Origin of the sequence: Alteromonas sp. Mac1 (genome assembly GCF_001562125.1) — a bacterium.
Lineage (GTDB): Bacteria > Pseudomonadota > Gammaproteobacteria > Enterobacterales > Alteromonadaceae > Alteromonas > Alteromonas stellipolaris.
Window position 1 is genome coordinate 1,316,774 of the sequence record NZ_CP013932.1, and the last position, 23,926, is coordinate 1,340,699.

At 41.5% G+C, this 23,926-nt stretch carries 25 protein-coding genes; 21 read left to right on the forward strand and 4 right to left on the reverse strand.

Translation table 11 applies throughout. The features are described from left to right. The first annotated feature begins 12 nt into the window (after positions 1–12). The 7 genes from AV939_RS05405 to AV939_RS05430 all read left to right on the forward strand — a co-directional run bounded on the left by AV939_RS05405 (position 13) and on the right by AV939_RS05430 (position 8,129). On the forward strand, positions 13–1,458 hold the full coding sequence (locus AV939_RS05405) for a cryptochrome/photolyase family protein (protein ID WP_061997268.1): 1,446 nt from the start codon (positions 13–15) through the stop codon (positions 1,456–1,458). Positions 1,459–1,465: 7 nt separating this feature from the next. Next, a complete protein-coding gene (locus tag AV939_RS05410) occupies positions 1,466–3,004 on the forward strand; it encodes a cryptochrome/photolyase family protein (RefSeq protein ID WP_061997270.1) in 1,539 nt (512 codons plus the stop codon). Beyond that, complete coding sequence (locus tag AV939_RS19975) at positions 2,991–3,128, forward strand: DUF2256 domain-containing protein (RefSeq protein WP_082604920.1); 138 nt, start codon at positions 2,991–2,993, stop codon at positions 3,126–3,128. Before AV939_RS05410 ends, AV939_RS19975 begins: the two co-directional genes overlap by 14 nt. Positions 3,129–3,170: 42 nt before the next feature. Beyond that, positions 3,171–4,559, forward strand: coding sequence for a DUF2254 domain-containing protein (locus AV939_RS05415; RefSeq protein WP_061997272.1), 1,389 nt, complete (start codon positions 3,171–3,173; stop codon positions 4,557–4,559). Positions 4,560–4,655: 96 nt separating this feature from the next. Next, complete coding sequence (locus AV939_RS05420) at positions 4,656–5,003, forward strand: hypothetical protein (RefSeq protein ID WP_057791814.1); 348 nt, start codon at positions 4,656–4,658, stop codon at positions 5,001–5,003. Between the two features lie 1,338 nt (positions 5,004–6,341). Further along, entirely contained in the window at positions 6,342–7,466 is a 1,125-nt protein-coding gene (locus AV939_RS05425; RefSeq protein WP_057791816.1) for a tyrosine-type recombinase/integrase, read from the forward strand. 306 nt (positions 7,467–7,772) lie between these two features. Further along, on the forward strand, positions 7,773–8,129 hold the full coding sequence (locus AV939_RS05430; protein WP_057791818.1) for a hypothetical protein: 357 nt from the start codon (positions 7,773–7,775) through the stop codon (positions 8,127–8,129). A 66-nt stretch (positions 8,130–8,195) separates the two neighbouring features. On the opposite strand, the gene AV939_RS05435 is transcribed toward AV939_RS05430, so the two are convergent. Both AV939_RS05435 and AV939_RS05440 read right to left on the reverse strand, forming a co-directional pair. Then, positions 8,196–8,552 carry a diacylglycerol kinase gene (locus tag AV939_RS05435; RefSeq protein WP_057791820.1) on the reverse strand — a complete coding sequence of 119 codons (357 nt, stop codon included), beginning with the start codon at positions 8,550–8,552 and terminating at the stop codon, positions 8,196–8,198. Positions 8,553–8,670: 118 nt separating this feature from the next. Next, the gene (locus tag AV939_RS05440) at positions 8,671–9,093 is read right to left on the reverse strand and encodes a universal stress protein (protein WP_057791822.1); all 423 of its coding nucleotides are present in this window, start codon (positions 9,091–9,093) and stop codon (positions 8,671–8,673) included. A 136-nt stretch (positions 9,094–9,229) separates the two neighbouring features. On the opposite strand from AV939_RS05440, the gene AV939_RS05445 reads away from it, so the two are divergent. Continuing rightward, positions 9,230–9,718 (forward strand): c-type cytochrome, encoded by a 489-nt coding sequence (locus AV939_RS05445; RefSeq protein ID WP_057791824.1) that lies wholly within the window; start codon positions 9,230–9,232, stop codon positions 9,716–9,718. On the opposite strand, the gene AV939_RS05450 is transcribed toward AV939_RS05445, so the two are convergent. Continuing rightward, positions 9,715–11,346, reverse strand: a complete 1,632-nt coding sequence (locus tag AV939_RS05450) for an FMN-binding glutamate synthase family protein (protein WP_057791826.1) — start codon at positions 11,344–11,346, stop codon at positions 9,715–9,717. The two genes, AV939_RS05445 and AV939_RS05450, sit on opposite strands and share 4 nt — an antisense overlap. A gap of 320 nt (positions 11,347–11,666) precedes the next feature. Here AV939_RS05450 and AV939_RS05455 point away from each other — a divergent pair, with 320 nt between their 5' ends. The 3 genes from AV939_RS05455 to bfr (AV939_RS05465) all read left to right on the forward strand — a co-directional run bounded on the left by AV939_RS05455 (position 11,667) and on the right by bfr (AV939_RS05465) (position 14,321). Next, complete coding sequence (locus AV939_RS05455; protein WP_057791829.1) at positions 11,667–13,241, forward strand: cation:proton antiporter family protein; 1,575 nt, start codon at positions 11,667–11,669, stop codon at positions 13,239–13,241. Positions 13,242–13,377: 136 nt separating this feature from the next. Further along, on the forward strand, positions 13,378–13,854 hold the full coding sequence (gene bfr, locus AV939_RS05460; protein ID WP_057791831.1) for a bacterioferritin: 477 nt from the start codon (positions 13,378–13,380) through the stop codon (positions 13,852–13,854). Beyond that, on the forward strand, positions 13,854–14,321 hold the full coding sequence (bfr, locus tag AV939_RS05465; RefSeq protein ID WP_057791833.1) for a bacterioferritin: 468 nt from the start codon (positions 13,854–13,856) through the stop codon (positions 14,319–14,321). The genes bfr (AV939_RS05460) and bfr (AV939_RS05465) overlap by 1 nt, the downstream gene beginning before the upstream one ends. A gap of 6 nt (positions 14,322–14,327) precedes the next feature. Here the strand turns inward: bfr (AV939_RS05465) and AV939_RS05470 are convergent, their stop codons facing one another. Next, positions 14,328–14,807, reverse strand: coding sequence for a hypothetical protein (locus tag AV939_RS05470; protein WP_057791836.1), 480 nt, complete (start codon positions 14,805–14,807; stop codon positions 14,328–14,330). 229 nt (positions 14,808–15,036) lie between these two features. Between AV939_RS05470 and ccoN the strand changes: the two genes are divergently transcribed. The 10 genes from ccoN (at position 15,037) to uspE (ending at position 23,917) form a co-directional block, all read left to right on the forward strand. Further along, positions 15,037–16,470 (forward strand): cytochrome-c oxidase, cbb3-type subunit I, encoded by a 1,434-nt coding sequence (gene ccoN / locus AV939_RS05475; RefSeq protein WP_013784112.1) that lies wholly within the window; start codon positions 15,037–15,039, stop codon positions 16,468–16,470. Positions 16,471–16,485: 15 nt separating this feature from the next. Continuing rightward, positions 16,486–17,091: a cytochrome-c oxidase, cbb3-type subunit II gene (gene ccoO, locus AV939_RS05480; RefSeq protein ID WP_013784113.1), complete on the forward strand. Its 606-nt coding sequence runs from the start codon at positions 16,486–16,488 to the stop codon at positions 17,089–17,091. Between the two features lies 1 nt (position 17,092). Continuing rightward, positions 17,093–17,254, forward strand: a complete 162-nt coding sequence (locus AV939_RS05485; protein ID WP_013784114.1) for a cbb3-type cytochrome oxidase subunit 3 — start codon at positions 17,093–17,095, stop codon at positions 17,252–17,254. A 16-nt stretch (positions 17,255–17,270) separates the two neighbouring features. Then, positions 17,271–18,224, forward strand: coding sequence for a cytochrome-c oxidase, cbb3-type subunit III (ccoP, locus tag AV939_RS05490; protein WP_057791838.1), 954 nt, complete (start codon positions 17,271–17,273; stop codon positions 18,222–18,224). Positions 18,225–18,361: 137 nt separating this feature from the next. Next, a complete protein-coding gene (locus AV939_RS05495; protein ID WP_057791840.1) occupies positions 18,362–18,841 on the forward strand; it encodes a FixH family protein in 480 nt (159 codons plus the stop codon). Beyond that, positions 18,841–21,243 carry a heavy metal translocating P-type ATPase gene (locus AV939_RS05500; RefSeq protein ID WP_061997274.1) on the forward strand — a complete coding sequence of 801 codons (2,403 nt, stop codon included), beginning with the start codon at positions 18,841–18,843 and terminating at the stop codon, positions 21,241–21,243. Before AV939_RS05495 ends, AV939_RS05500 begins: the two co-directional genes overlap by 1 nt. Before the next feature lies 1 nt (position 21,244). After that, positions 21,245–21,460, forward strand: coding sequence for a cbb3-type cytochrome oxidase assembly protein CcoS (ccoS, locus tag AV939_RS05505; protein WP_013784118.1), 216 nt, complete (start codon positions 21,245–21,247; stop codon positions 21,458–21,460). Next, positions 21,447–22,106: a sulfite exporter TauE/SafE family protein gene (locus AV939_RS05510; RefSeq protein ID WP_061997277.1), complete on the forward strand. Its 660-nt coding sequence runs from the start codon at positions 21,447–21,449 to the stop codon at positions 22,104–22,106. The genes ccoS and AV939_RS05510 overlap by 14 nt, the downstream gene beginning before the upstream one ends. 49 nt (positions 22,107–22,155) lie before the next feature. Beyond that, positions 22,156–22,896, forward strand: coding sequence for a fumarate/nitrate reduction transcriptional regulator Fnr (gene fnr / locus AV939_RS05515; protein WP_057791847.1), 741 nt, complete (start codon positions 22,156–22,158; stop codon positions 22,894–22,896). Between the two features lie 97 nt (positions 22,897–22,993). Then, positions 22,994–23,917: a universal stress protein UspE gene (gene uspE, locus AV939_RS05520; protein WP_061997279.1), complete on the forward strand. Its 924-nt coding sequence runs from the start codon at positions 22,994–22,996 to the stop codon at positions 23,915–23,917. The last annotated feature ends 9 nt before the right edge of the window (positions 23,918–23,926 follow it).

Sequence of the window (23,926 nt, forward strand, 5' to 3'; positions counted from 1 at the left end):
AAAGGGCTAACCGTGACAGTGCCAGTGTCGATAATGTGGTTCAGACAGGACCTTAGAGTAAAAGATAACCCCGCGTTAAATGCAGCCTGTGATGAGGGAAAAATAATCCCGATTTACATTTACGATGACAATGCACCTGATGGTAGAGCATTGGGAGGCGCAAGCAATTGGTGGTTACATCATTCGTTGAATTCATTGAACGACAGATTAAACGGTCATTTAAAAGTATTCAAAGGCGATCCTAAAGCGCTTATCCCCGCATTAATGGAAGCCTATGAAGCGAAAGGCATCTATTGGAATCGGTGTTATGAGCCTTGGCAAATTAATCGAGATAAAGCCATTAAAAAGCAGCTCTTAGATTATGAATTTGAGGCGCATAGTAGTAATGGTAGTTTGCTGTGGGAACCGATGAAGGTGCTAAAAAAAGACGGCACTCCATACCGAGTTTTCACCCCGTATTATCGAAAAGGTTGTTTAAACGTTGAGCCTCCACGCTACCCTCAGGCGCCGCCAGCTCGCATTACATACGCCGATGTGGATGATAGTAAGAACAGTAAAACTTACCGCCCTTGCGGTATAGATGCACTGAACTTACTTCCATCACTTGATTGGGACAGTGAATTTAAGAATCACTGGAAACCGGGTGAAGACGGTGCGGCTGACAATTTACAGAATTTCATTGAGCACTCTGCGCGTAAATATAAAGATGCGCGAGATATTCCATCAATGAATGGAACGTCTCATCTGTCACCTCATCTGCACTTTGGCGAGGTATCGCCTAATCAAGCGTGGTATGCCATTAAAGATAGATTTGAAACCACTGAAGATAAAAGCATAGACACGTACTTAAGTGAATTAGGCTGGCGCGAGTTCAGTTACTATTTGCTGTACCATTTTCCAACCATACCGAATAAAAACTTCAACGATAAGTTTGATAAATTCAATTGGCGACGTGATGCCAAATCTCTTAAAGCCTGGCAAAAAGGGCAAACCGGTATTCCTATTGTGGATGCGGGCATGCGCGAGTTATGGCAAACGGGGTATATGCACAATCGCGTTCGTATGATTGTAGGCTCGTTCTTAGTCAAAAACCTGCTTATAAGCTGGCACGAAGGCGAGCGCTGGTTTTGGGATTGCCTTGTAGACGCTGATTTAGCCAGCAATACCGCAGGTTGGCAATGGGTAGCAGGCACCGGCGCTGACGCTGCACCGTATTTCAGAATTTTTAACCCATTACTACAAGGCGAGAAATTCGATAAACAAGGCAAATACGTAAGAAAGTACTGCCCTGAACTTGCCGACCTTCCCGATAAGTACATACACAAACCTTGGGATGCACCACCGGTTATTGCTAAAGATGCTGGTGTCCATTTAGGTGATAATTATCCTAAACCCATTGTAGATTTAAAAGCATCGAGGCAGCGTGCCCTTGACGCATTTCAAGCTTTGAAAGAGTAGGGTACCCATGGCTTCTTTAATACTTATTTTAGGTGACCAGCTTACTCACAATTTGCCTGTACTAGAAAACGCGACAAAAACGAAAGACACCGTACTGATGGCCGAAGTGCGGGAAGAAGCTACCTACGTTAAGCATCATAAAAAGAAAATTGTTTTTCTTTTTAGTGCAATGCGGCATTTCGCAAAAGCATTAAAGGAAGACAATTTCAACGTTAGTTATATTGAATATAACGATGAAACAAATCAAGGTAGTTTGCTAGAACAGGTTAAACACGCGCTAGCACACGGTGAGTACGACAGAGTGAAAGTGACATCGCCGGGTGAATACCGCTTGCTAAAAAGCATGCAGCAATGGGAGCAAACCTTAGGTGTACCGGTCTGTATTATCAATGACTCTCGTTTTCTAGCTAGCCCTCAAGAATTTAGTGATTGGGCGAATGACAGAAAGCAATTGCGTATGGAGTTTTTCTATCGAGAGATGCGAAGAAAGCATGGCATCTTAATGGAAGATAAAAACCCTATTGGTGGGAAATGGAATTACGACTCTCAAAATCGTGAGCCCATGCCAGCAGGTACAAATGTGCCGACCCACACACAATTCAAAATAGATGCGATTACCCAAGACGTTATTGATTTAGTTGAAAACGAGTTCGGTGATCATTTTGGTGACATTAGTCCGTTTCATTTTGCCGTTACCCGTGACGATGCGCTTACGGTACTAAACGATTTTATTGAAGAACGCTTACCCCATTTTGGTCAATACCAAGATGCCATGGTTGAAGGTAAGCCGTGGTTGTATCATTCTCATATCGCCTTTTATTTAAACTGTGGTTTGTTAAGTCCTAAAGAAGCCATTAGTGCTGCGGAATCGGCTTATTACGCAGGCACGGCACCACTTAACTCGGTTGAAGGTTTTATACGCCAAATACTGGGGTGGCGAGAATTTGTGAGGGGGTTTTATTGGCACTTTATGCCTGGCCTTAAGAGCGATAATTATTTCAACAATGATCGTTCACTGCCTGATTTCTTTTGGGATGGGCAAACCAATATGAACTGCATGCGTCAATGCATAAAGGAAACTCAGGCAAATGCGTATGCTCACCACATTCAGCGATTAATGGTACTAGGCAACTTTTGTCTTTTAACCGGATTATCACCCGATGAGGTTCAGCAGTGGTACTTGTTGGTTTATGCCGATGCATATGAGTGGGTAGAACTGCCAAATGTAGCAGGCATGATTTTATACAGTGATGGCGGCCAGCTCGCGAGTAAGCCTTATGTCGCAAGTGGAAGTTACATTAATAAAATGTCGAACTACTGCAAAAACTGCGGATATCAAGTAAGTAAAAAGACTGGCCCGAAGGCATGCCCGTTTAATTACTTATACTGGCATTTCATTGATAAGCACAAAGAAAAATTAAGCGGCAACCCAAGAATGGCTATGATGTATAAAACCTATGGTCGAATGAAAGATGAAAACATCGATGCGATGAAAGACAGTGCGACCCTCTTTTTAACCAAATTATCCAAAAATGAAGAAGTCTGATCTACCAAGTAAAATGTGCCCTGTGTGCAACAGGCCTTTTACTTGGCGTAAGAAATGGGAGAAAAATTGGGATAATGTAGTTTACTGTTCTAAACGTTGTGCCGGTAACAAACGTATGAAATAGAAACTTCTGACTATAATTATAAAAAATAAAGGACACGAGTTCATGGATGCGCCTATTACGGTAGATAGATTGCGGTTTTTGCTATTTAGTTTGAAAGAGAAGCTATGGGTAAAGCCTTTATCATTATGCTTGTTGTCTATTGCTGCTGTTTTCACTTCGAAACTGGCAGACGGTACGGCACTTGCGCAGCACCTTCCTACAGTTGAACAAGCCTCGGTTGAAACTTTGTTGTCCATTATGGCATCAAGCATGTTGGTCATAGCGACATTTTCAGCAGGCACTATGGTCAGTGCTTATGCGTCTGCAAGTAGGTCATCCACGCCACGTTCGGTAAGTTTAATCATCTCAGACGATGCCTCACAAAATGCACTGTCTACTTTTGTCGGTGCGTTTATTTTTAGCGTAGTCGCCATTACAGCTTCAAGTAACAACTTCTTCGAAGACGCTGGAATATTTCTTCTTTTTTGTCTTACCTGTTTAGTCTTTGCCATCGTCATTCTTACGTTTATCCGCTGGGTAGACAGTGTAGCCAGGCTAGGCCGTGTGGGTTCAACAGTACAAAAAGTTGAAGCTGCCGCGATGCGAGCCATTAATCATCGGTTGTCCACGCCACGACTCGGCGGTAAGCAGCAGCCAAAAAGCGTGAAAGAGCAGGGCGGCGATACCTCAAAATACCAAACCCTAACAACCGATAGCATTGGCTATGTTCAAATGGTTGATATGGCAAAAGTACAAGCCTGGGCTGAAGAGCAAGGTACTCAAGTACACATCGCCATGTTACCTGGGCAATTTTGTACACCCGATAGGCCGCTGTGCTATATAGAAAGCGTTAAGCAGAAACATTCCGTGGATAACAGCAAAAATAAAAGCAGTGACAAAGTTGACGGACAAAATGATGGAAATGATGAGGGCAAAAGTAATGAGAAAAGCGATAAAGCCGCACTGCTTTCGGCATTTCAAATTGGAAGCGAACGGTCTTTTGAAGCCGACCCAAGATATGGCTTAGTGGTATTATCAGAAATAGCATCCCGTGCACTTTCGCCTTCGGTTAATGACCCGGGTACGGCCATTAGTATTCTTGGTAGTTATGCTCGGCTGTTTATTCAATGGGCGCAAAAAGAAGTTGAAAATGAAGCCGACGATATCAAATACCACAACGTAACCGTACCTAATATTAGCACTGAAGATATGTTTGATGACGCTTTTACTGGAGTTGCTCGAGATGGCGCATCTATGATTGAGGTTTCCATAAGAATGCAGAAAACCTTAGATGCCATTGCTAAAACTAGTAACGGTAAAGTCTCCACCGCAGCAACTGAACACGCCAAAACAGCCTATGAGCGCAGTATTAATGCATTAACCTATGAGGGCGATAAAGAAGCGTTAAATGCCATAGTGAACAAACTAAATCAAAAAAACTCTAATCCATAGAAATACTAATTTAAGCATTTAGTAATGTAATATTTAATTTCGAATAATATACTTTTAAATATGTGCACTGTATGAATCGGATTGAGGTGGTGTTTAATGAGCACAGAAGACGAAGGTAACAACCAACATATAGAAAACGTTATAGCATTTCCGACATGTTTAACAGCTGTAAGAAAAGTTATTACTACTTATATTACTAGCAAGCTAGTTGGCTGCCCGCAAAATTTAATAGATACCGCAATAGAAAATAGTATTAGCCACTATAAGCAGTTCGTACATAATGCGAATATTATCGAAAGTGTTGAAGTGTCTTTATCAGAAGATGACGTTATTTCACTGAATAAGAGCCTGACAAAAATTCAAAAAGAAAACCGCAAACAGCTGTTAAGAATGTTAGAGCGTATGATTGTGTTAGAAATAGAAAATGCCGCATTAAAGAATTAATACCATGAAGATCTTTCGTAAAACAACTTCCTTTACATATACTTTATAAGTACCTTTAATTTATAAAATCCTTCCTTCGTTTTGTTATCTATTGAAAATCAAATTTATCATTCTAGAAGTGCTTAACGAAATATCCATAACATACTAGCTTGCACACAGTGCGCGTATGCGAAAAGTTCGGCATACACCTCGCAAATCATCTCAGATTTTAATCTCACGCACGTCATAAAAACACATCTCATAACCACGCAATAACTGCATACGAAAATGTGTGTAAGCCATCACGCACGACAAACCGACCGAGAAGGCTGGCATCAACCACCCTAAACCCTCATATACTTAATTGCGCATAATGTATATTATGTTAAATAGAGTATTGATATAGCTAGGTAGGCAGGCGTGTTTGTAAGTCGATGTGTTCGCAACTCTGTATGTCGCGATAGCCGGCTTTGGGGCTGTTCCCTTCCCAAGGATTAGATATATTGAAGCGCTTTGTTTAAATTAATTAGGCATGCAATGAATACCATAATCTTAAAGGCAACAATTCGAAGCTTTACATGGTTGAAAGGCTCTATGTTAAATACATGAGTTGGCTATTATCACTATCAATTAAGATACTTTACGATTACGTTTAATCTATAAATTTACTGATAAGCTTTTGATTAAGGTTCTAAGTAAGGCTTGTTAGTTAATTATACAGGAAGATCGTATGAGTCTTTCCGTTGGTATGCTTTGTAACCTTAAATTGATTTGGTGAACAGATGTTGTGAGCAATATGAGATTCAAGCCTTTGCAGCTGACAACTTAATTAGCTAATTCTTTACTGATTATTCTTTATAAAAAATAGACGCCTAACCTATTTTTATAATTAAATTCTTACTTAGTAATAAGTGTGCAGTTAAATCTTCAATATAGTTTTATAAGAGAAATCTTTATCTTTAAAAACTAGCGATATAAACCATTTGAGATTTTAGGTAGGACTTTAGTTAATGCTGCTATTTTAATAAACACTAAATCCAGTGCTTAAAATATTCATTATTTAGACTAAGTTTAGGCAAAAGGAATTGGAAAATCAGCTAATCTAAATGCGCTTCTACGTGAAATCTGAGCGCATAATAGAGGTATATACCGTTAAATTTTACGTAGCGCACGTTCAATAAATAACCGATTAGATCGATAAAAGGTCACTAATACTGTTAAAGCTGTATATAAAAACAGTATACATGTGTAGAATTGGGCTGATACAAGGCTATCTAAGTAAATTCACGCATGATAACTGTAATTATCATGCGTGAATTTAACTGCCTTAATTAATCATAATAACAATGAGTTAGTTAGATGTCGTCTATATTCAGTCCTGGTTCAAATACCCAACTATCAATCGTCGATCGTGACAGTGCTAGTAGCGAACGAGCTGAATATGTTGATGCGTATTTTCGTGACATTTTCACGAAGCTACCGCGTAATACACAACGCGCTTATATTAGTGATTTTAACGACTTCGCTATCTTTTGCCAGTCTGAAGGTATTGATAGCTTTAGTAATGATTTCTCTCATAATGAACATGCAATCAAACGCTATGTGGAAGAACTCTGTAAGTCTCCCCTCGCCTACAGAACTATTAAGCGGCGCCTGTCAGCGCTTAGTAAATTTTTGGGTATTGCAAAGCTTCCAAATCCTATCATCCAATCTGTTTATCTTCGAGATTTCGTTCGACTCTCGCTTATTGAAAATCGTAAATTTCAACTCAGTCATAACCAAGCCGTTCCCCTTACTATCGATTTACTGGATGAGATAAACAATAAGATTATTCCAGACACCTTGTTAGAGATGCGTGACTTAACCATCATGAACTTAATGTTTGATGCTCTCTTACGAGCTGATGAGTTAGTGCGTGTTTGTGCTGAACATATCAGTAGACGCAACAATGCATTATTGGTGGTTACGTCAAAGTCTGACCAAAGCGGTAAGGGTTCTCATAGATTTATTTCTACTAGCACTATTAACATGGTGGATGAGTACATTGCTGAGGCTAATTTTGATGTGAAGTTGCAAAGTGAACGACTTACCGATGATCCTCGTCGTATAAACAAAGGTATATTGTTCCGCCGTGTTTCTAACCGTGGCCATGCACTTTTACCTTTTGACGAGCAGCCTAATACGCATCATCATTCAGCGGCTCATTCACCGGTATATGATCCTGCTTTGCAATCAATCTTAGATTATTCGAGTGTCTATCGGATATGGAAACGAATTGCTGCTCGTGCAGGAATAAAAGAAAACATTACACCTCATAGTGGCCGAGTTGGTGGCGCGGTTTCACTTGCTGAGAATGGTGCCACATTGCCAGAGCTTCAATTGGCTGGGGGCTGGCAATCGCCTGAAATGCCAGGTCACTATACACAACAAGCTAACGTTAAACGTGGTGGAATGGCCAAGTTATCAGAAAAATTCAAACGTTAATTTATGTTTTCGCCTAATACTTGTTACTTGATATAAGATTTATCTCATTATTCTGGTTAACAGTAGAATTTGTTAGTGACGAGCGAAACATTTATAAGTAACTGATATAATTAAATTTATTGCACCTCTTGAGTTACGCGTAACTTTTCAGTGCTCATTTCCTCCTTTTTCCTTTTCTTTTGCCCTTATTTTACCCACCTCTCCTCCCTATTTTTGCTTTCTTTTATCTTGTTTGTTTTCAACAATTGAACCCATTTATCGAATGGTTTCGTACCAACTAATATAGGTACTAAAAAAGGAAATGTTATGTCTAATGGTATTAACGCCTCACACGGTAAAACAATTGCTGAACTCGTCATCCCATCTAAAACCTGGTCTCTACACCCAGAGAAAAAACCTGCATTCACTACAGTTGACGAAGCCATTGATTATTTTGCTGACAACAATGAGCCTCTTTATATTAAGGTGCCATTTGTAGGTGAAGATGATGATGTATTGGTTCATGTCAATTCTAGCGGAGAAGATGTGGTGTTTACTATTTCCGATTTGAATCACGGCGGTGAAAGTCGTGTTGATGCATCTCACCTTAAGAATTTGAGCAGCTCTGTGGTGGAGTTAATCGAGCAATGTTACGACGGTAAGAAAAGTCCCGAGACCATGTAATAGGGTAATAGGTTAGCCATCTTTTGTAATTTAACGTATGGCTTTGGAAGTCTTCGTTTAGTATTATTACAGTAAGATGATTCCCCATGTTACTAACGCCAATATCAAGCTGATAAATACTGCGGCCGACCCTATGTCTTTGGCCTTCCCTATCAGTTCGTGCATATCAGTACTTACATGATCAGATAATTTTTCTACAGCGGTGTTAAGTAATTCGGTAATAAGCACTATAAACAGCGAAAAGAGTAACAGTACTCTTTCGCTGTTTGTTACATCTAGTATGAACACAATGGGAATTAAAAGCGCCATTGCTACAATTTCTTGTCTAACTGCAGCTTCACTCGAAAATGCCGCTTTTATTCCTCGACAGGAGTAGATAGTTGCAAAATACAAACGAGTGAAACCTGAGCGCTTTGGTGGCATAACATCACAGTGTTTTAAGTCATTATTCTTAAACACTAACTTATTTAAATGACAGATATGTTACGTGTGTTTCAGCGCTAGTATTAAGCTCTCTCGCTATATACTCGCTATACATTTGCTATATTTTTACCGCCAACACATCTCTTTTCACACCATGTAGTACAGCATTGGCCGTAGAGCCAAGCAAAAGGCGAAGCCCGCTTTGTCCATGTGTGCCTATCACAATAAGATCAGCGTTAAGCTTTTCTGCTAAGTGATGTATTTCATCAGCAGGTGAACCAATTTCAACATTTAAATTGCTCGTTGGAATATCGTTGATTGCCGCAATGTCTTTCAGTTTTGTCATTGCTTGATCTTGCACGTCTTGTGAATAATCACGCTCCAAAAACAACCCGTAGGGTTCAACGTTTGTTTGTGGAAATGCCACATAGAGTAAATGAACGTTCTTTGGATCTGGGGCTACCCGCAATGCTCTCGACAAAATTTGGGTATAGTCTGAAAACACATCAACAGGTACTAAAACAGTGGTGTAATCGTTCATCAGTTCATTCCATTATTGGGAGTGGATAATCACAATATAGTTAACTTCTGTTCACAATTCTTTGATTGAAATCAATTCACGGTTCTAGATTTGCACCATAATAAAAATTCAAAGTAATAAAGTTGGAGTCGTGAACATGGCAAAGCTTACTTCTGTATTACCGTTTGTTGCGCTGTTATTGACAGGATGTGATTTAGGACCTGAGTCGCCTCGTGGATTTAGCTTACCTGAGGGGAACGCTGATGCTGGAAAAGTGGCATTTCAAAAATACCAGTGCACTGATTGTCATCAAATAGAAGGTATAACCATGCCAGATGACCATGCCTATCTTGTTCCAAAACCTATACCTTTAGGAGGAAGCAGCGGTAGGATCACCACGTACGGTGAATTGGTCACCAGCGTAATAAACCCCTCACACAAACTAACACGCAGGCAGCCCGTTAGCATGACTTCCGTAGATGGAGAGTCTCGCATGCGCAACATGAACAATGTACTTACGGTTCAAGAACTCATTGATTTAGTTGCTTATTTACAACCTAAATATAAAGTAGTTCCCTATAGAACGTCTGAGTATCGGTTGTACCAATTACGCATGCCAGAACAAGATAGTCAGGGCGAAAATTAAGACACTGATTTCGTTTCTTCTTCGATTTCAGCCAACAAGCTGCATGGCATAAAGCTATCAGAATTAGCTTCTTTAACGTGCAGCTTAAATCGCTCAGGAATATCATCACCCAACAGTGTTCCGGTTTTCACTAGCGGAAAGATTTCGTCGTACCGAGCGATACTTGCTTGATTGACACGTCTAAATATATGTGTGCGATTTAATTCCGTTGTACTCACATGCCCTGTTGAAGACAGCATATCCATTAATGCATGCAGTGTCTTTTTGTGAAAGCGATACACTCGCTCTGATTTATCTGTTACGTCTAGCCCTTTAGTAAGTTTTGGATCTTGCGTTGCCACGCCGGTTGGGCATTTATTAGTGTTACATGAAAGCGACTGCACACAGCCAAGCGCCAACATCATACCTCTTGCGCTATTACAAATATCCGCGCCTAAACTTAAGTTTTTAACCAATTGAAATGCAGAAATTATTTTTCCCGATGCAATGATTTTAATTTCTTTTCTTAAGTCGAAGCCAATTAAACAGTCATCTACAAAAGCCAAGGCTTCTCTAAGCGGAAACCCAATTGAATTTGTATACTCTAATGGCGCAGCGCCTGTACCGCCCTCTCCTCCATCAACGGTGATAAAATCGGGTGTAATACCGGTTTCTACCATTGCTTTACACATGGCGATAAATTCACTTTTTCGGCCTAAAGCTAGTTTAATGCCAATGGGCTTACCACCACTTAGATCGCGAAGCTTTTGTATATAATCGATCATCTCTAACGGCGTAGAGAAGGCGCTATGGCGTGGCGGAGAGTCTACCTGAGTACCTGGTTCTACCCCTCTAATCTTAGCGATTTCCGGTGTGTTTTTATAAGCGGGTAATATACCGCCGTGGCCTGGTTTTGCGCCTTGGCTTAATTTTATTTCAATCATTTTAACTTGCGGCAAACAGGCTTTTTCTTTAAACAGATCGGCATCAAACTTTCCGTCTTTAGTTCGGCATCCAAAATAACCAGTACCAATTTGCCAAACAATGTCGCCACCGTTTTCTTCATGGTAAGGTGTTAAACCTCCTTCTCCGGTATTGTGGAAAAAATTACCTTTTTTAGCGCCTTTGTTGAGCGCCAATATGGCATTTTTAGACAGGCTGCCGAAGCTCATCGCACTAATATTAAGAATGCTTGCATGATATGGTTGCTTACAGTCTTTGCCACCAATCGTTACTCTTGGATCGTGGTTCATTTCATCAATATCACGGGCCGATAATGAGTGCCCTATCCATTCATAACCATCGTCGTAAGTATTTAATTGGGTGCCAAAAGGAATAGTTTCTCTGCTGTCTTTCGCTCGTTGGTACACAATAGAGCGAAACATACGGGAAATAGGCGTACCGCCAGTATCTGATTCTAAAACATACTGCTGTATAAAAGGCCGCAGTGATTCAACGGTCCAGCGAGTTCTGCCAATTAACGGGAAGTTTTTTAGGATCGCATGTTTATTCTGGACTGTATCGAAGATTGCTAAGACGAGTAACAACACGGTTAATAATAGAAACCACCACGCGGGATGCCAGTAAAAGCCTACCAGTAAGTTAAAAATAAATAATGCCGTTAAGGTTCCTAAGATTTGATTTCGCATAGCTACTCCATGTGTGATTATCAGTTTTTACTGTTCCAACACAATTTTGGGTTTTATTAGGCGGTACATTTACTTATTACTATATCTTTAATTAATAAAACCTACAGCGATATAAACGCAACATAATGGTATCTACCTTTTACCATTCGCTCATGTTCCATTACATGCTAATCTAAAGACTTCTATATACATCAGCGTGTTGAGCACTTTTAATGATCGCCGCTAACTTATGTAAAAATGTAAGGTAGGAATGTCATGGCTAAAACGGACTACAAACATTCCTATTTGTACTAACTAATCGAAATGGTGAAAGGTAATTCATGGAGTATGCATTTCTTCTGTTCGCATTTGTTTGCGGTTTAACGGTTAAACTTATTGGGATCCCCCCGTTAGTAGGTTACTTGGTCGCGGGCTTCTTACTAAATTTCTCAGGCTACACACTCACTGGTGATCTTACCAAGATAGCCAACTTGGGCATTACCATTATGTTGTTCACTATCGGTTTAAAATTGAACGTTCGCGACTTAAGTAAACGTGAAGTGTGGGCCGGTAGTATTTCGCACACCCTTATTTGGGTGGGAATTGTTACTTGTGGTGTGTATGGCATAGCTGCCGTTGCCAGCCAATATATAGAAGGATTAACGTGGCAAAGCGCTACGCTGATTGCCTTTGCGTTAAGCTTCAGCAGTACGGTTTGTGTTATTAAGGTGCTAGAAGAAAGCGGTGAAAGTAAAACCCGTCATGGTCGCCTTGCCATTGGCATTTTGGTTATGCAAGACGTGTTTGCTGTTATATTTTTAGTGGCTGCCACAGGCAAACTGCCCTCGGTATGGGCACTTGGGCTACTGGCTCTTATTCCCGCTATGCCGCTTATTAACCGTGTTATCAATAAGTCAGGTCACGGAGAGTTACTACCCCTTACTGGATTTATTCTTGCGTTAGGTGGTTATCACTTATTCGAGCTAGTGAATATCAAAGGTGACTTGGGCGCACTGATATTTGGCATTATGTTAGCGCAACATGAAAAAGCCAGCGAACTTGCTAAGTCGTTACTCAGTTTTAAAGACTTATTCTTGATTGGCTTTTTCCTTACCATCGGGCTAACCGCACTTCCTGATTTCAATATGATTATTATTGCGTTGGTGTTCTGTTTATTTATCCCTATAAAGGCAGCATTATTCTTTGGCTTATTTACGTCGCTACGATTACGAGGCAGAACGTCTTATTTAAGCAGCCTTGTACTGTCTAATTTCAGTGAATTTGGTCTTATTGTCGGCGCGCTTGCCGTATCGCTGGGTTTACTGGCTGAAAGCTGGTTGGTAGTCATTGCGCTTTCACTGTCTGTCTCGTTCGTTATTACCAGTGTGTTGTACCGCACCTCGCATTCTCAGTATCACAAATATAAAGACACCATTAAACGTTACGAAAAGAACCGTCGTCTTAAAGAAGACATTTACCCTACTTTGCACAAAGCAGAATTTTTAGTGCTGGGAATGGGACGTGTTGGGCAAGGTGCGTTTAATGCGCTGTCTAAACTTGCTGATGTAAGCGTATGGGGTATGGACGCCGACAGAGTGAAAGTAAAACAACTTGCCAGTGAAGGATTAAATGTTATTTGCGGCGACGGTGAAGATGTTGATTTATGGGACAACCTTGAAATTAAAAACGTTCATTTAATTCTGTTAGCCCTACCTTCTATACAAGATGCAATCAATATTACTCGCCAATTAAGAAACGCGGGTTACACCGGTAAAGTAGCGGCAATCGCCCGGTATGAAGATGAAGTGAATTATTTATTAGAACAAGGCGTAGATAAAGTATTTAACTTTTTCACCGAAGCGGGTTTAGGTTTTGCCGAAGAAAGTTTAGCCTATGCAAATACGCAACAAGAGTAGCTGGCTATTCTTAATGCAAACAAAGGATGAAGTGATAACCATTTCCATTTGTATGCCATTGTTTTTAAAGTAATTTTTTGACATTTTTGCGTTTCCGTTCTACACTAGCTTCATATTCTTAATTAAGGTTCTTACTATGCAAGGTGACAAACAAGTCGTCGCAAAGCTGAATGATGTACTCACTAGTGAGTTAACGTCTATAAATCAGTACTTTCTGCATGCACGTATGTTCAAAAATTGGGGCTTACAAGAGCTCAATGAAAAGAACTACAAAAAATCGATTAAAGACATGAAGCAAGCAGATGAGTTGATTGAGCGCATTCTATTTTTAGAAGGGTTACCTAACCTTCAAGCGTTGGGCAAGCTTTACATTGGCGAAGATACTGAGGAAATGCTGAGCTGCGATGCCAGATTCCAAAAAGAACAGCTGCCACTGTTACGTGAAGCTATCGCACTATGCGAAGAAAAGCAGGATTACGTTACACGGGATATCCTCGAATCAATTTTAGAGTATGAAGAAGATCATTTAGATTGGATTGAAACTCAAGAATATCAAATTGGCGCTATGGGTATTGAAAACTACCTTCAGGCGCAAGTAATGGGAGATGACTAATGAAAGGTAATCAAACCATCATTAAAGGTCTAAACGAGCTACTTTCTTACGAATTAGCAGCGATGGATCAATACTTCATTCATTCACAAATGTATTTGGATTGGGGTCTTACTAAGCTTTATGAGCGTATCGACCACGAATTTGACGATGAGCGTGGCCACGCCACTAAACTTATCGAGCGTATGCTGTTTTTAGAAGGCGTACCTGACATGGTCACACGAACTGGTTTTAAAGTAGGTTCAGATGTACCTGAAATGCTTGAAAGCGACCTTCGTGTTGAATATGAGGTAGATGCAAAACTTAAAGAAGTCATCGCGTTATGTGAGTCTGAAAAAGACTATGTAACACGTGATATCTTAGTAGTACTACTTGACGATACCGAGCGCGACCATGCGCATTGGTTAGAACAACAACTTGGCCTAGTTAAACGCCTTGGTTTGTCTAACTATTTGCAATCTCAGATGTAATTCATACTACATTCTCGTTTCGAAGTTCAGGTAGCTTGGTGCTGCCTGCCCTTCTATATTTAACCGCAATTGCCACCTCATTGCCGATTCGTTACAGCTTCCTAACATAAACCAGCCTGACCACTCTCCATTGTTTTTATTTTCAAGTAATACGGGCACTTTTCCCATGTACATGTTTACGCCTTCAATCCAGGCACTTTCTATTTTTGTTCCGACAGGCAAATCTAGAACTAAGGTAATAGAGGTTTCAGGTTCTACTTTCTGTGAAAATTCCGCATAGGCGTGTCTGCCGTGTATTAAAAATTCACAGTGCTCGTTGACAAATGTACAGCTCTCTCCTATTTCATTTAAGGAGCTTGAAGAAGGCGTAGCGGACATTTGGTATTGATGCACTGCAAATACACATACTGCAACGACAAAAATGCAAAGGGGGGCAAGCCACTCTTGTGAATAAAATGATCTCTTTTTGTTACTGTTTTTTAGCATTTCTTAAATTTTGTATATTTCTTCATTGATGGAGATCAAGCTCAGGTAGTTTATGGTATCTTTTTGTAATTAAAAACCTTATCATCCGCGTACCAACTGGCTTGGAGACTATAATTATTACTCTTTCCGAGCTCGGTGTGAAGCGTTATTCCGTTGCTTTCGCATGTCTAGACCGTACTTGAACGGCTGTTGGAGACCATAGTTCATTTGAAGTGGAAGATTCATTAAAATGAGTGAAATAAGCCAAGCACAACCTGACTACAATTATAAAGTAGTTAGGCAATTTACCATTATGACCATAGTCTGGGGTATCATTGGTATGGGCCTAGGGGTATTTATTGCCGCGCAATTATTTGCACCTATGCTTAACTTTGACACACCATGGCTAACATTCTCGCGTCTGCGTCCTTTGCATACCAATGCCGTTATTTTTGCCTTCGGCGGCTGTGCTTTGTTCGCGACGTCATACTACATCGTTCAGCGTACCTCACAGGTTAGACTGTTCAGTGACAAACTTGCTGCATTTACGTTTTGGGGCTGGCAAGCCGTTATCGTATTAGCGGTAGTTTCTCTACCTTTAGGTTTAACCAGCTCGAAAGAATACGCTGAACTAGAATGGCCAATCGACATACTGATTACGCTGGTCTGGCTCGCTTATATCATTAACTTCTTCGGAACCCTAGTTATCCGAAAAGTGTCGCATATTTATGTTGCGAACTGGTTCTTAGGGGCGTTCATGCTTACCGTTGCTGTATTGCACATTGGTAATAGCATGGCCATTCCGGTGTCTTTCACTAAGTCTTACTCATTGTATGCAGGCGCAGTAGACGCCATGATGCAGTGGTGGTATGGCCATAACGCAGTAGGTTTCTTCCTAACTGCTGGCTTCTTAGGCATGATGTATTACTTCGTTCCTAAGCAAGCAGGTCGCCCAGTTTACTCGTACAGATTATCTATTGTTCACTTTTGGGCATTGATTTCATTGTACATTTGGGCTGGTCCTCACCACTTACATTATACTGCCCTACCCGATTGGACACAGTCGCTAGGTATGGTGATGTCTATCATTCTATTTGTTCCTTCTTGGGGCGGAATGATAAACGGTATAATGACGCTATCTGGTGCATGGCATAAATTGCGTACTGACCCTGTATTACGTTTCTTAATTGTTTCATTGTCTTTCTATGGTATGTCTACCTTTGAAGGCCCAATGATGGCAATTAAAACAGTTAACGCATTGTCTCACTACACAGATTGGACTATCGGCCACGTACACTCAGGTGCACTAGGTTGGGTAGCCATGGTATCAATTGGTTCTATTTACCACTTAATACCTATTCTGTTTGGTCAGCCAGCGATGTACAGCACACGTCTTGTTAATGTTCACTTTTGGTTAGCAACAATTGGTGTAGTGCTTTATATCGTAGCAATGTGGATGTCAGGTGTTCTTCAAGGGCTAATGTGGCGTGCAGTAAATGCTGACGGTACATTAACGTATAGCTTTGTAGAATCGCTTGAAGCGTCTAAACCTTTCTATGTGGTTCGTTTCATTGGTGGTTGTTTCGTGGTTACTGGCATGCTTATCATGGCTTATAACACATGGAAAACCGTTCGTGCCCCTAAAGGTAGTATCGCTGCTGATGTTACAACTCAGCCAGCGTAATAAGGAGACGACATAATGAAAAACCCACATGAGTTAATTGAAAAAAATGTCGGCCTGTTAACCGTGCTAATCCTTGTTGCGATTAGCTTCGGTGCCATGGTTCAAATTACGCCGCTGATGTTTCAGCAGCAGACAATGGAACCGGTAACAGGCTTACGCCCTTATACAGCATTAGAATTAGAAGGCCGTGATATCTATATCCGTGAAGGATGTGTTGGTTGTCATAGTCAGATGATTCGTCCGTTCCGTGCCGAAACAGAACGTTACGGCCACTACAGTGTTGCTGGTGAGTCAGTATGGGAACACCCTTTCCTTTGGGGTTCTAAGCGTACTGGTCCTGACCTAGCACGTGTTGGTGGGCGTTACAGTGATGAATGGCATCGTGTTCACCTGCTTAATCCGCGTAACGTGGTACCTGAGTCGAACATGCCTGGTTTCCCATGGCTTGCAGAAAACAAACTTGACGGTAAGTTAACCGCCAAGAAGATGGAAGTTTTCCAAGGCTTTGGCGTACCGTATACCGACGAAGATGTCGCGGGAGCACAAGCGGCAGTACAGGGTAAATCTGAAATGGAAGCCCTTATTGCATATTTACAATCTCTTGGCACACATTTGAAATAATATGGATCAAGGAATAGTAGGTAGCATTTTTACTGTCATCGTCTTTGTTAGTTTCATTGGCATAGTTTGGTGGGCTTTTAGTAGCCGCAACAAGCAAAAGTTTGATGAAGCGGCGAATTTGCCTTTCGCAGACGAAGACAAAGAAAAATCAAAAGAAGATTAGCAGGAGTCTCGAACTTATGAGTATGTTTTGGACAATTTGGATTTCAGTGATAACCCTAGGGTTAATCATTGGTTGCTATTTCCTTCTGCGCTGGTGTTTGTCCAATCAAACAGGCGTGCCAGAGGGAGAATCAATGGGGCATGAATTTGACGGCATCGAGGAGTTGAATAACAACCTTCCTCGCTGGTGGACAATCATGTTCTACATGACAATCATTTGGGGTTTTATCTATCTTGCCCTTTATCCTGGATTGGGTTCGTACGAAGGCTTATTTGGCTGGAAGAGCTCAAACCAAGGCATATTGACGCTTGAAGAATCGGCGCAAGCGCGTGTTGATGCAAAAGAGCAAGGCAAGTTTGTAGAATACGATCGAGAATTGGATTATGCGGCTGAAAAGTTCGACCCAATTTTTGAAGCGTATGCACAAATTCCTGTTGAGGAGCTAGCAAAAGACCCTGAAGCGAACAAAGTGGGACAGCGTTTGTTTATGCAAAACTGCTCTCAGTGTCATGGTTCTGATGCTCGTGGCCAAAACGGCGGTTTCCCCAACCTCACTGATAACGATTGGTTATACGGTGGTTCGGGTGCAAAAATTGTTGAAACCTTAACATTAGGCCGTAAAGCCGCTATGCCTGCATGGATAGATGTCATGGGTGAGAAAGGCATCGAAGAAGTTGTTGAGTACGCATTAAGCCTAAGCGGGCGTGATGTTGACCAGCAACTTGCTGATGCAGGTAAAGTTCGCTTTGCTGCATGTGCTGCTTGTCATGGTATGGACGGTAAAGGTAACCAAGCACTTGGTGCGCCTAACCTGACTGACAACATTTGGTTATATGGCGGAAGCCATCGTGCGGTTACTGAAACGTTAACCTACGGCCGAAATGGTGTTATGCCTTCATTCAAGAAAACTTTGGGTGATGACAAAATCCACGTTGTTGCATCGTACGTTTATAGTCTTTCTAACGACTAAATTCGTATAACCAACAATAATGCTAAAAAGCCTCGTTATCACGGGGCTTTTTTTATGAGAAAATAACCTTATTCAACTGGATGCCATATCTTTCCTATCGCGCCGGTTTTCCTGTAGTAAACGAGTTGAAATAATTAATGAATACACCTTGGTATAAACAATTCTGGCCCTGGTTCCTTATTGCCGTTCCCTTAATTACATTAGTAATGGGTGGCGTGTTATTGAAACTGGCTATTTCAACTGAAGATAGCTTAGTGGTAGACGATTACTACAAAGAAGGTAAAGCCATCAATGCACGGCTAGATAAAGAAGCCATCGCAAAACGCAAAAATATTACAACAGACTTAACCATTACCGATGGCAGTATCTCTGTAAAGTTTCATTCTGGTATTCCAGCAGAAGGAAACGCTCTTAAACTGAATTTTTACCATGTAACCATGGAAGAACGTGATGCGAGTGTATTATTAAGTCGTGATGCGAATGGTATTTACCGCGGCTTTGTTGAAAAAGACCTAACGGGTAAATGGCAGGTCTCGCTTTCTCCTGTTGATGATAGTTGGAAAGTACAAAATACGCTTCAACTTCCCTACTCTGGCGCCATCAAGTTTAACCCGTAATGAGCGAGAATCTTTGTTTCCATTGCGCGTTACCTAACGATGCAACACACAAATACGAAGCAGTAATATTAGGTGAAACTAGGCAGCTATGCTGCCCTGGTTGCCAAGCCGTTGCGCAAGCCATCGTTGATAATGGCTTGGAAGACTACTATCAGTTTCGTACTGAGCCGGCGCAAAAATCTGACGACGGTATTTTAGAAAGCCTATCTGCGCTCAACGTTTATGACGACCCAGCTCTTCAAGAAGAGTTTGTTTTCGATGAAGGCCAACACAAACAAATACAGCTAACCCTTGAAGGCATTACTTGTGCCGCGTGTGGTTGGTTGATTGAAAAACAACTGTCTAAAGTTGCAGGCATTGCCCAAGTAGCCGTAAATGTTCAAGAGCGCCGCGCATTAATAACCTGGGAACCCAGTGTTATTAAACTTAGCCAAATACTCACCACATTAAAACGCATAGGGTATGTTGGTTCACCGTTTCACCCCGATGAACATGAAGCTAGCTATAAACGTGAGCAAAAGTCGTTTATTAAAAAGTTAGGTTTAGCCGGCATTATGACCATGCAGGTGATGATGTTAATGGCCGGGCTTTACTTCGATTGGTTTGGTGCCATTGAACAAGAAACCCGTCAATACTTCTATTGGGTAGCACTTACCCTTACCACACCCGTTGTCGTCTATTCAGGTAGCGCGTTCTATTTAGGTGCTTTAAAGGCCATAAGCGCAAGAACCGTAAATATGGACGTGCCTGTAACCCTTGCTGTATTTGGTACCTACTTTGCGGGTTTACGTTCGACCTTGCTAGAGCAAGGTGAAGTGTATTTTGAATCTATCTGCATGTTTATCTTTTTACTGCTTTTAAGCCGGTTTTTGGAACATAGAAGCAGGCACCGAGCGGCGCAAATTTCGGCTAACATGATGCAGTATATTCCTGTCTCTGCATCAAAAATTGAAAGTGACGGCAGCATTGCTCAGTGTTTGGCGAAGCTTTTAGTGCCTAATGATGTGGTACTAGTAAAACCCGGTGAGACCATTCCTGTGGATGGTATTGTGCTAGATGGCACTGCCGCGGTTGATGAATCTATGTTAACTGGAGAATTTAACCCGGTTAGCAAATCGGCCAGCCATTTAGTATATGGCGGTACGGTAAATCAAGATGGCACATTAACGGTTAAAGTGACTCAAAGCTTAAAGCATGCTTTGGTCAATCAAATAGTACGCTTGCAAGCTAGCGCGATGGCAAGCAAGCCAAAAGCGGCTCAAATTGCCGATAACTTTTCTCGTTATTTTGTGTTCTCGGTGCTGCTTATATCTGCACTTACCTATGGTTATTGGACTTTTGCTGGTAGTGTAGACGCTTTTTGGATCACCATCTCTGTACTAGTGGCAACCTGCCCCTGTGCGCTAGGCTTAGCCACACCTTCAGCGTTAACTTGCGCTATGGCTAAGCTGAATCGTCAGGGCATTTTATTAAAGCGTGCTGACGCGTTAGAGCAGCTTACCGATATTGATACCATCGCTCTTGATAAAACCGGCACACTGACAGAAGGTAAGTTCTCACTACAACAGCGCTGGTTTGCTAAAGGCGTAGATCCGGTGCAGGTAATGGCGCTTACCGCTTTGTTAGAGTCTCGTTCTGAACACCCTATTGCTCGTGCCTTTGATAACGAAGCTGTTGAGTCACACAATAAAACCCCAACTAATAATATTAACGGATTTATCGTTACACCTGGTGGCGGCATTAGTGGTGAGATAAACAATGTAGTTTTTACTATGGGCTCAGCCGTATTTTGTAACTTATCAACTACCTCAAAAGTAGATATACCGGCAAACGTGTTTTTGTGTGCTGATGGTGTATTAATGGCCGCGTTCTGCGTAAATGATAGTTTGCGTCAAGATGCCTTAGCCACGCTCACCGCATTGGATGAACATCAACTCGTGGTACTAAGTGGCGATACTCAGACAAACGTTGATACACTTACTGCAGGCTTACCGATTAACATAGCAAAAGGTGGCTTGTCGCCAGAGCAAAAGTATTCTCAAGTGCATACTTTGCAAAAGCAAGGTCGCAAAGTCATGATGATGGGCGACGGTATAAATGATGCCCCTGTTCTTGCTAGCGCTGATGTGGCAGTTGCCGTAGGAAATGCCACCGATGTAGCGAAAACAGCTGCCGATGTTATTTTGCTAGGAGACAGCCTGCTGTCGGTACCCACCTTATTTTCAGTGGCCCAACAAGCAAAGCGTAAAATTCAGCAAAACATCGCATGGTCGGTAGGTTACAATATTATTATTCTCCCCTTTGCGGTATCGGGGTTACTCTCTCCCTGGATGGCCGTGGTTGGCATGTCGCTCAGTAGTATTATTGTGGTCACCAATTCAACTAGGTTATTAAGTAAATAATATGAGCATCATTTACGTATTAATTCCCATCGCTATCATCATTGTTGCGTTGGCGCTGGTTATCTTTTTCTGGGCAGTGAAAACTAACCAGTTTGAAGATCTCGACCGACAGGGCTATAGCATTTTGTTTGATGATGATTTGTCAGGTGATGAAAAGAAACTAGCCGAGCAACGTAAGCAGTTGCAACAACGCAAAGAAACTGATGACAGAGATTAATATATTCTCTGCCTTTTTCATTGGTATTGCGGGCGGTGTGCATTGCGTAGGCATGTGCGGCGGCATTGTTGCTGCACTTCGTACAGTAACACCAAGTAATGAAGCCGCTTTGCCTTACACTCTTGCTTATAATTTTGGTCGTATAATCAGCTACACCCTAGCCGGCGCTATTACAGGCGCTGTTGGCCAAATGGCCACCGAATTTGTACCTATTGCTAAACCTGTTTTGTCTTTGATTAGTGGCATTATGCTGCTGCTTTTAGCCTGTTACTTGGGTAAGTGGTGGCAGGGCTTAAATTACATTGAAGCAATGGGACGCGGATTATTTAAAGCCATTCAGCCCCTATCTAAACGCTTTCTTCCGTTCAAAAGTCCAGCCTATGCGCTGCCTTACGGTTTTATATGGGGCTGGCTTCCCTGCGGATTAGTTTATTCAACACTGACATGGTCGTTAGCTTCAGGTTCGGCCGTTGATGGCGCAGCTATTATGCTATTTTTTGGATTAGGTACCCTGCCCACCTTGCTAGCAGCAAGCGCAGGTAGTCAGTACCTTATAGCCGGTTTTAGGCACCCCGTGGTAAGGCAATGCTTTTCAGGAATATTGGCTATTTACGCGCTCTTTTTAATTTATGCAGCAATTTCATAAACAAAAGAGTAAGATTATAGTAAGTCGACACTATTTATAGTTTTAACCTATGAGCAAAGGAAGCCAATTCTCAATTCATTGTCAAAATTGCAGTTTCAGCCATTTGTGTTTGCCCGTTGCGCTAAACAAGACTGAAATTGAATCTTTAGATGATATTATTGAGCGAAAGAAACCTCTCCACAAGAGCGACTTACTGGTAAAGTCAGGAGATACATTTAACTCTCTTTACGCAGTCCGCACAGGCTCTTTTAAGTCTTTCGTCACCAATTCAGATGGTGAAGAGCAGATTACAGGTTTTCACTTTCCTGGCGATATTATCGGCTTTGACGCCTTACGGGAAAACAAGCATCAAAGTTATGCTCAGGCATTAGAAACTGCGATGGTGTGCGAATTGCCCTACGAAACGTTAGATGAGATGTCAGTTCAATTCCCCAAGTTAAGACATCAAATAATGAGTTTTATGAGTGCAGAAATTAAACAAGATCATGATCTCATGATGTTGCTTAACAAGCGCTCAGCAGAAGAACGTTTATTGTATTTCCTCTCACAGCTTTCTCAACGTTTCGAAGAGCGTGGATTTTCAAACAAAGAATTTCACCTTACGATGACGCGAAATGAAATTGGAAACTACCTTGGTTTAACTATTGAAACCATTAGCCGCCTACTAAGCCGTTTTCAAAAAGAAAATATTATTCAGGTGGACGGTAAACTCATTACTATTTTAGATTTTGATGAGATGTCGCAACGTTTAACGTCTGTGGTTGCACCTAATATTGCCTGTAATAGCTAATCTTTAAAGCTTTTGATCTAAAACAAGTTACGTAATAGCAAATAGGTATTACACTTAAATTGTAGCAACCAAAATTCTAAAAATGTTTGGAGGGGTTATGATTAAGTATGAACGTATTTTAGCGGTCATTGAAGCCGATAGTGATACTCAACCTGCGCTTAGCCGTGCATACGAACTTGCCAAAAAGACAGGGGCTTCTGTCACCGCTATGCTGGTGGTTTACGATTTATCTTATGATATGACTACCATGCTCAGCCCTGATGATCGCGAAGCAATGCGCGATGCGGTTACCAAAGAACATGCGGGTTGGTTACGTAAAACCCTTAGTGATTTAGGGTTTGAAAAAACCGATATTGTTGTTGAATGGAACAACCGCGCCTTTGAAGCTGTGGTGCATTACGTAATAGATAACAATATAGACTTGGTTGTTAAAGCAACCAAACGCCATGACGATTTAGCTTCTGTTATTTTCACTCCAACAGACTGGCACCTACTTAGAAAATGCCCCTCCCCCGTATTATTAGTTAAAGATCATGAATGGCCTGACAATGGTGAAATTATTGCCGCGGTAAATGTAGGTAGTGAAGATGACGAACATGCGCTACTTAACGACAAAATCACCGTTATTGCTAACGATTATGCCGCGTTACTCAGTGGCAACGTAAATCTGGTAAATAGCTACCCTGCTACACCGCTTAATATCGCTATTGAAGTTCCTGAGTTCGACCCTGATTCGTACAACAACGCCGTAAAGCACCATCACGAACTTGAGATGAACAAACACAGCGAAAAGTATGCTATTGATAGCGAGCGCTGTTACGTGAAAGAAGGTCTGCCTGAAAAAGTCATTCCAAGAATAGCCAAAGATATAGATGCAGAACTCGTGATAATAGGTACGGTTGGCCGAGTAGGTATTTCTGCAGCCCTTATAGGTAACACTGCTGAACATGTTATAGATGAACTGGTGTGTGATGTACTGGCAATAAAACCAGACGGTTTTATTTCGCCCCTTTCACGCTAGTTCTAACAC